Genomic DNA, 7,312 nt, shown 5'->3' with positions numbered 1-7,312 from the left:
GGTTATGTATTGGTATGGTCATAAGTGGATGATACTATATATTTTGGGTTTGGTATAATATCAATTTTTAGACGATTGCGATCTTCTAGTAGCTCTTTAATGCGCTCATTCAGCTTCAGATACGGACTAATGATAATCAGCCTGTCAGAGGCATTTTTGATCAATTCTTCTAAATGATAAGTCGTACCGCTACTGTTTAAAAACTTTGCCATTTAACTACCCTCACCCTCTATTATTAAAATCCATGCTCATAAAAAAGCCCATCTCTAGCGTACTAGAAATGGGCGATTTTGAAAACTACTATTGTTGAGTAACGTTTTAAACTTTAATAATAGAGCCAATAGTTCTACACTAAGCCGGTTTATAGCTGTCACGTAAGCTCACGATTTGATTAAACACTGGCTTGTCGCTCGAGTGGTCTTCACTATCAGCAATAAAGTAGCCCTCACGCTCGAACTGGAATCGCGTACCAGCATTGGCATTAGCAAGCGATGGCTCAACTACGGCATCGAGCTCAATCAACGAGTTAGGATTTAGCGCTTGATGAACGTCGGCGACGCTACTTGGATCTTCAGCGCTAAATAGCTGCTCATACATGCGTACCGTCGCTGGGACGCCTTGGCTTGCTGAGACCCAATGAATCACGCCTTTAACCTTACGGCCTTCAGGGTTGTTACCCAAAGTCGCAGGGTCAATCGTGGCTTTTAGCTCAACAACATTGCCAGCGTCATCAAGAATATGCTCAGTCACTGCCAACACATAAGTGTTACGCAGACGGATTTCTGGCTTTTCTGGAGATAAACGCTTATAGCCTGCTGGCGGCTCGATCTCGTAATCGCCTTGGTCAATATAAAGGGTTTCGGTAAACGGAATTTCACGCTCGCCCATATCGACATTTGGATGGTTTGGCTGCGTGAGCCATAAAGTCTGAGCGTCTTCGTCCCAGCGCGCATTGACGCTATCAGCTTTTTGCGACTCCCAACTGCTAACCGCATTGCTAAAGTTAGTAATCGTTACCTTTAACGGCTTGAGCACTGCCATACCGCGCGCCGTCGTCGTCTCTAATGACTGACGAATACTAAATTCTAATAGACGAAAATCAACCACGCTGTCTACCTTGGTCACACCGACGCGTTCACTAAAATCGCGTAGACCTTCAGGCGTATAACCGCGGCGGCGCATGCCAGCGATGGTCGGCATACGTGGATCATCCCAACCGCTAACGATACCTTCATCAACCAACTGCTTTAATTTGCGTTTACTGGTCAAGGTATGGTCGACGTTTAGACGACTAAACTCGTACTGGTGCGGCGGCACATCAAAGCCAATTTTTTCAACCGCCCAATCATAAAACGGACGATGGTCTTCAAATTCCAGCGTACATAACGAATGGGTAATGCCTTCGAGTGCATCAGAGAGCGGATGGGCAAAATCATACATCGGATAAATACACCATTTATCACCCGTCTGATGATGCGCTTGGTGCATAACACGATAGATAACAGGGTCGCGCATATTCATATTTGGGCTTGCCATGTCAATCTTGGCGCGCAGCACGGCTTTGCCTTCGGCAAACTTGCCTTCTTTCATATCATTAAAGAGTTTTAAGTTTTCTTCAACACTGGCATCACGCTGCGGTGACGCTGTACCAGCTTCGTTAAATGAGCCACGGTTATCGCGAATTTGCTCTGGCGATTGTAAATCTACATAAGCATCACCCTGTTCAATCAATTGCACAGCCCATGCGTACAACTGGTCAAAGTAGCCTGACGCATGGTGCGCCTCGCCTGCCCACTCAAAGCCAAGCCATTTCACATCATTTTCAATATTATCGATATAGTCTTGCTTTTCTGCAGTTGGGTTGGTGTCATCAAAGCGCAAGTTACAAACGCCGCCAAACTCTTCGGCGATACCAAAGTTTAAGCAGATAGATTTGACATGACCTAAGTGCAAATAGCCGTTTGGCTCAGGCGGAAAGCGCGTCACGATTTGCGGGTATTTTTGCGCTTTGATATCGTTACGAATGATATTACGAATAAAGTCATTTTTTTGTTCGTCTTTTTGTACATTGTTGCTTGAGTGCTCACTCATTACTCATTGCTCCTAGCGCAAGGTTTTAGCCTTTAACACGTGTCATTACGCTTTATAAAAGGTTCAAAATAAGAAAATTTAAAATAATCAATCAAAAATCGCTGATAAAAGATAACGTTGCGTTATTCTATCAGCTTTTGCAAAGGCATTAACAGCCTGATACATGACAGACGACAAAAAAGCCGTTAGACTAGCCATAACTTTTTAGTCAGCAACTTTTTAACCACCATTTAACAGCGTTATTTTAGACGCTATAATCAAAAAGGAATATCACATGGTAGACATGCCACCAGTAGTAGAACTTGACACCAATATGGGTGCGATCGTTATCGAACTCAATGAAGAAAAAGCGCCAAAAACGGTCGAAAACTTTTTAAACTATGTTAAATCTGGGCATTATGACGGGACGATTTTCCATCGCATCATTGACGGCTTTATGATTCAAGGCGGCGGTATGGACGCTGAAATGAATGAAAAAGCGACCAATGCACCCGTTGAAAACGAAGCGGACAATGGCTTGAAAAATGACAAAGGTACGATTGCAATGGCCCGTACGCAAGACCCGCATTCAGCAACCAGTCAGTTTTTTATTAACGTAAAAGACAACGATTTCCTAAATCACTCGGGCAAAAACATGCAAGGTTGGGGCTATACCGTATTTGGTAAAGTCACCAGCGGCATGGATGTTATCGACAAAATGCGCGGCGTACCAACCGGTCGTTTTGGCATGCATGCTGATGTGCCAAAAGAGCCAGTGGTTATCAATTCAGCCACCATCGTTACGCAATAATCGTTTTTTATAAACGGTATAAGCGGTTTGTCATTAATAGCCGCTTATCTTACCTTATGAGGATAAAGATACATGCGAAGCTTTAATCATTTAATCACGACCCGCCCTCATGAGGTGCGGCAAGTTTTGATTAGCGATTTGCATTTATCGCCAGAAGAGCCTGCCTTAGTGCAGGCTTTTTTGGCCCTGCTCGATGATTGCCTTGCCCTACCTCAGCTTAAACGCTTATTTATCTTAGGCGATTGGTTTGAGGTTTGGATTGGCGATGACGCTTATTTGACTTTGTCAGAAGACGCGCGCCAAATCCATTGGCTCACGCCGCTTATCGTTAAACTAAAAAAACTACGGATAGCTGGCTGTGAGATATTGGTCATGCATGGCAACCGTGATTTCCTCTTAGGTCAGCCCTTTTGTAGCTTATTTGGCGGTGAGCTGATTTATGAGCCGTATTATTTAACCGTCGGACAGCAGAGCTATCGCTTAGAACACGGCGATGCTTTATGTACCGATGATAAAAAATATCAGTTTTTTCGCAAAATGATGCGTAACCGTTTTACCCAGTGGTATTTACTCAATAAATCGCTGACAAAGCGCTTAGCGATTGCCGATAAATTACGGCAAAAAAGTCAGCAGAATAACGCCAATAAAGCCGCTTATATCATGGATGTCAATGAAGATGCAGCAATACAAACCATAGCAGACAGCGATGCGTTGTTACATGGTCATACCCATCGCCCAGCCATTCATCAGACGACGACAGATAAAAAACGCTACGTACTTGGTGATTGGCGCGTGCTTGATAAAGACTCACGCCAGCCAAAAGTCAGCGCCGTGATTGGGGCGGTGACATCAGATGGCGATACAGGCGATAACGCTGCTGAGTTTGAGTTGATTGAGTTTAAGATGACTGTCTAAACCCTATCTAAACTACTGCTACAATTTTTATAAAACTGTACGAACAAAAAAAACTCCGCTTAGCACGGAGTTTTTTTTATTTATGAGAGTTAATTATTTTTAAACCATCGTTGTAAATAACGATTATCTAAAAACAGCGACTTTACTCTGTCTCACCATCCTGCCAATGAAGATGCTGTGCGTTGAGTGATAAAGCCGTCTGGCGTTTGACCATTATCTGCTTGCCAGCGCTGGAACGCCTTACGCGTATTGGTACCAACGATGCCATCAGCGCCTTTGGTATCATAACCCATGCTGGTTAAACGCTGCTGCAAATTACGCACTTGCGCGGTCGATAATGGACGCTCATAGCGCGGCCATGATTTTTGTAAGCCGCTCTGACCTGCCAGCGCTTTACCAAGTAGGCTCACACCAAGCGCATAGTTTGATGAGTTGTTGTAAACCTTGATGACATCAAAGTTTGGGCTAAGTAATAGGACTGGACCATCTTTACCAGCAGGTAGCCATAGCTCCATTTGCGTATTGGCATCTAAATAAACATCAGCGATGGTATCCACGCCCATCGCCGCCCATCTAGCCGCAGGTTGCTTGGTACCAACCGTTGAGTAATCAAACGACGCAGGTACAGTCGCTTCATAAAATGGCGCAAGGCCTCGCACCCAACCTGAATTACTCAGGTAATTGGCAGTAGAGGCCAGAGCATCGCTCGTTGCCCATGGGTTACGATGACCGTTACCATCACCATCAACGCCGTGTTTCAGCCAGGTATCAGGGATAAACTGCGTCTGCCCCATACCGCCTGCCCAAGAGCCATCGAGCTGTGACCATGAGACATCGCCGCGCTGCAATAGCGTCGCTAGTGACAATAACTGGGTTTCAGCAAATTCTTGGCGACGGCCATCATAAGCAAGGCTGGCAAGCGAGCTTGGAATACTGCTATTGCCCGTTACCACACCGTATGATGACTCCATGCCCCAAATCGCAGCGATGATTTCTGCATTGACGCCGTACTGCGACTCTAACTGTGATAAAAATGCGCGTTGCTCGGCAAACTTACGCTTACCTGTGCTGACACGGCCATCTGATACGGCAGAATCGACATATTCCCAAGGCATTTTAGAAAACTCTGGCTGCCCTGAATCCAGCGAGATAACTTGCTGATTTAAATAAGCCATGTCCATCAAACGACGCACGGTTGAAGCATCATGACCCGCTGCAATGGCGCGCATCGAAAAGTCAGATTTCCAATCAGAAAAACTGTGATAGCTTGGTTTAGCAACTGGCTGCGGCTTGACGACTGGTACAGGCGTTGGCTTAACCTGAATGGTTTGAGTCTGGGTAATTTGCACATTACCTTGGCGTACAGGGGTACTCGGCTTTTGCATTGCCTGCTGGCTGGTACAGCCGACCATGACTAACGCGGGAAACAAGGCAAGGTATTGTTTGTTTAATAACATAAATTTCTCAAATATGAATAAGTAAAGCAACTGACAGCCACTAAAAAATTGCAGCAAATTTAACGTTTTAAAATCTAACGTCCAAGCACCGCACGTGGGTCGATAGGGTTACCATTTAGGCGTACTTGGAATTCTAAGCCAACTTGGTTGCTCTCACCGCTGCTACCCATATTTGCAATACGCTGTCCGCGCTGTACCGCTTCACCTTCTTTTACCAGCAAGGCACTGTTATGCGCATAGGCGGTAATATAGTTATCGCTATGGCGAATCATAATCAGGTTGCCATACTCAGGCAGGCCGTTACCTGAATACAGCACCGTACCCGATTGGCTGGCAAGTACCGGATCACCGACATTACCGGCAAACCACATACCCATATTACCGGCAGCAGCATCAAAGTTACGAATCACTTGGTTGCGACTTGGATACTCATAACCAGACGTTGCGTTGGCAGTTACTTCATAGACGGGCGCTTGCGAATAGTTCGGAGTATTGTTCACAGGCGGTGTATAACTCGGCTGTGGCCGTGTTTGAGCAGGGGCGTTATAGCGATTGTTATTATTGGCGTTTACTGGCTCGCCTTGCCATAATTTTAGCCATTGACCACTATAAATCGTATATTTGCTATCTAAACCATTGATCGCACCGATTTGGCGATAATTGAGACGATAGCGCGCGGCGATTTGACTGACGGTGTCACCACGCTGCACACGATAATAATTGGGCACGCCTTGTCCGTTGGTGATAATCTTCGGTCCCTGATTAGCCCCTTGATAAGTAGGCTTGGTGGCACAGCCGACCATCGTCACGGTCGCTGCCGTCAATGTTCCCATCAAGGCTAGGGTTGCTAAGCGTGATCCAGCAATAAGCTTCTTCATACAAGATTTCCTATTCTTTATGTTACTCACAAACTCCTTGTGTTACTCACAAGCATTTTGCTAACGGTTGTAACGTTTAATGTCCTAAACACCATAATTATTCATTTAATAATCAATGGTTTTTAGCTCATTCAATAATAAATGGTTTTTAGCGATTTTAAGCCCTAGCAAATTTAGTACTAATAAATTTAAGCATTGGCCAATTTAAGCACGGGCAAATATCATCATAAACTTAGATAAATCAGTCAATTTACAGCACTAATTAGAGGGCTAATTACAGTACTAAGGCTGAGAATGTCGCAAGGGTTTCGGTTGGCGTATGATGCAGACGCACAGGCGATAGACTAATATACCCTGCTGCCACCGCTTGGTCATCCATCATCTGCGTTTCTGCTGATTCAATACTTGCGTCGTCTGTTAACAATTCCCGTTGGCGTTTGCGTAACGATAGCCAGTAGGCATCGCGTCCGCGTGGATCGACCACATGATGGACAGGACGTGCAATCTGACTGTGACTCAGCGCTGTTATTTTTCGACCTTTAATCGTAGCTGCGCTTTTGACATCAGGAATATTAACGTTTAATACATGATAGGGCAAATTTTTGCAAGCATCCAATATCGGTGTATCGGTCATGAGTTTGACAATCTCATTGGCCGCCATTTGATAATGACTGGCTTGCTGCGCATCGTCATTTTTTGTGCCGCCGCCTACCAAAGAGGTTGCGATAGCTGGTATGCCAAAAAGCTGCGCGGTCAATGCAGCGCCAAAGGTACCCGAAAATAAAACGTCCTGACCGAGATTGGCACCGGAATTGATGCCGGTAATTACCCAGTCAAAATCGCTATGACGATAGAGTTCATGTAACGCCAAATAAACGCAGTCAGCGGGTGAACCATTGACTGCTATAAAACCCGAATCTAAATTATGGGTATACAATGGCGTTGAGATGCTTAAAGCGCTTGCGCAGCCACTTTGCTCGTTGCTTGGCGCAACCACCACCACTTCTGCGATGGTCGACAATGCCTGATAAAGTGCCAATAGCCCTGGCGCATGCACCCCATCATCATTACTTATTAAAATCTTCATTTTTGCCCAATTCAGCTTAATATCGTTATTAATGACCGTCTGTCAGGTCCTCTACTTTTTTATCCTAAAACCGCTATCTAAAAGCGAAAGAGGA

Annotated in this window: 6 protein-coding genes and 1 pseudogene; 2 read left to right on the top strand and 5 right to left on the bottom strand. The window is 45.1% G+C overall.

Features of this window, described 5'->3' with window-relative positions:
* Positions 1 to 56: 56 nt before the first annotated feature.
* Positions 57 to 212: pseudogene (locus B3R91_RS10915) on the bottom strand (DNA repair protein); the annotation flags it as partial.
* A 139-nt stretch (positions 213 to 351) separates the two neighbouring features.
* Positions 352 to 2,091, bottom strand: a complete 1,740-nt coding sequence (locus tag B3R91_RS10910) for a glutamine--tRNA ligase/YqeY domain fusion protein (RefSeq protein WP_286797625.1) — start codon at positions 2,089 to 2,091, stop codon at positions 352 to 354.
* 283 nt (positions 2,092 to 2,374) lie between these two features.
* On the opposite strand from B3R91_RS10910, the gene B3R91_RS10905 reads away from it, so the two are divergent.
* Both B3R91_RS10905 and B3R91_RS10900 read left to right on the top strand, forming a co-directional pair.
* Positions 2,375 to 2,881, top strand: coding sequence for a peptidylprolyl isomerase (locus B3R91_RS10905; protein WP_286797627.1), 507 nt, complete (start codon positions 2,375 to 2,377; stop codon positions 2,879 to 2,881).
* Between the two features lie 72 nt (positions 2,882 to 2,953).
* Positions 2,954 to 3,796 carry a UDP-2,3-diacylglucosamine diphosphatase gene (locus tag B3R91_RS10900; RefSeq protein ID WP_286797624.1) on the top strand — a complete coding sequence of 281 codons (843 nt, stop codon included), beginning with the start codon at positions 2,954 to 2,956 and terminating at the stop codon, positions 3,794 to 3,796.
* Positions 3,797 to 3,948: 152 nt separating this feature from the next.
* On the opposite strand, the gene B3R91_RS10895 is transcribed toward B3R91_RS10900, so the two are convergent.
* The 3 genes from B3R91_RS10895 to surE all read right to left on the bottom strand — a co-directional run bounded on the left by B3R91_RS10895 (position 3,949) and on the right by surE (position 7,218).
* Entirely contained in the window at positions 3,949 to 5,253 is a 1,305-nt protein-coding gene (locus B3R91_RS10895) for a lytic murein transglycosylase (protein WP_286797623.1), read from the bottom strand.
* 74 nt (positions 5,254 to 5,327) lie between these two features.
* On the bottom strand, positions 5,328 to 6,131 hold the full coding sequence (locus tag B3R91_RS10890; RefSeq protein ID WP_286797622.1) for a peptidoglycan DD-metalloendopeptidase family protein: 804 nt from the start codon (positions 6,129 to 6,131) through the stop codon (positions 5,328 to 5,330).
* 274 nt (positions 6,132 to 6,405) lie between these two features.
* The gene (surE, locus tag B3R91_RS10885; RefSeq protein WP_286797621.1) at positions 6,406 to 7,218 is read right to left on the bottom strand and encodes a 5'/3'-nucleotidase SurE; all 813 of its coding nucleotides are present in this window, start codon (positions 7,216 to 7,218) and stop codon (positions 6,406 to 6,408) included.
* Positions 7,219 to 7,312 lie beyond the last annotated feature (94 nt).

This window comes from Psychrobacter sp. UBA6291, assembly GCF_002439405.1.
Taxonomy (GTDB): Bacteria; Pseudomonadota; Gammaproteobacteria; order Pseudomonadales; family Moraxellaceae; genus Psychrobacter; species Psychrobacter faecalis.
The sequence above is the reverse complement of the archived record's forward strand: the minus strand, read 5'-3'. Positions and strand labels throughout refer to the sequence as shown.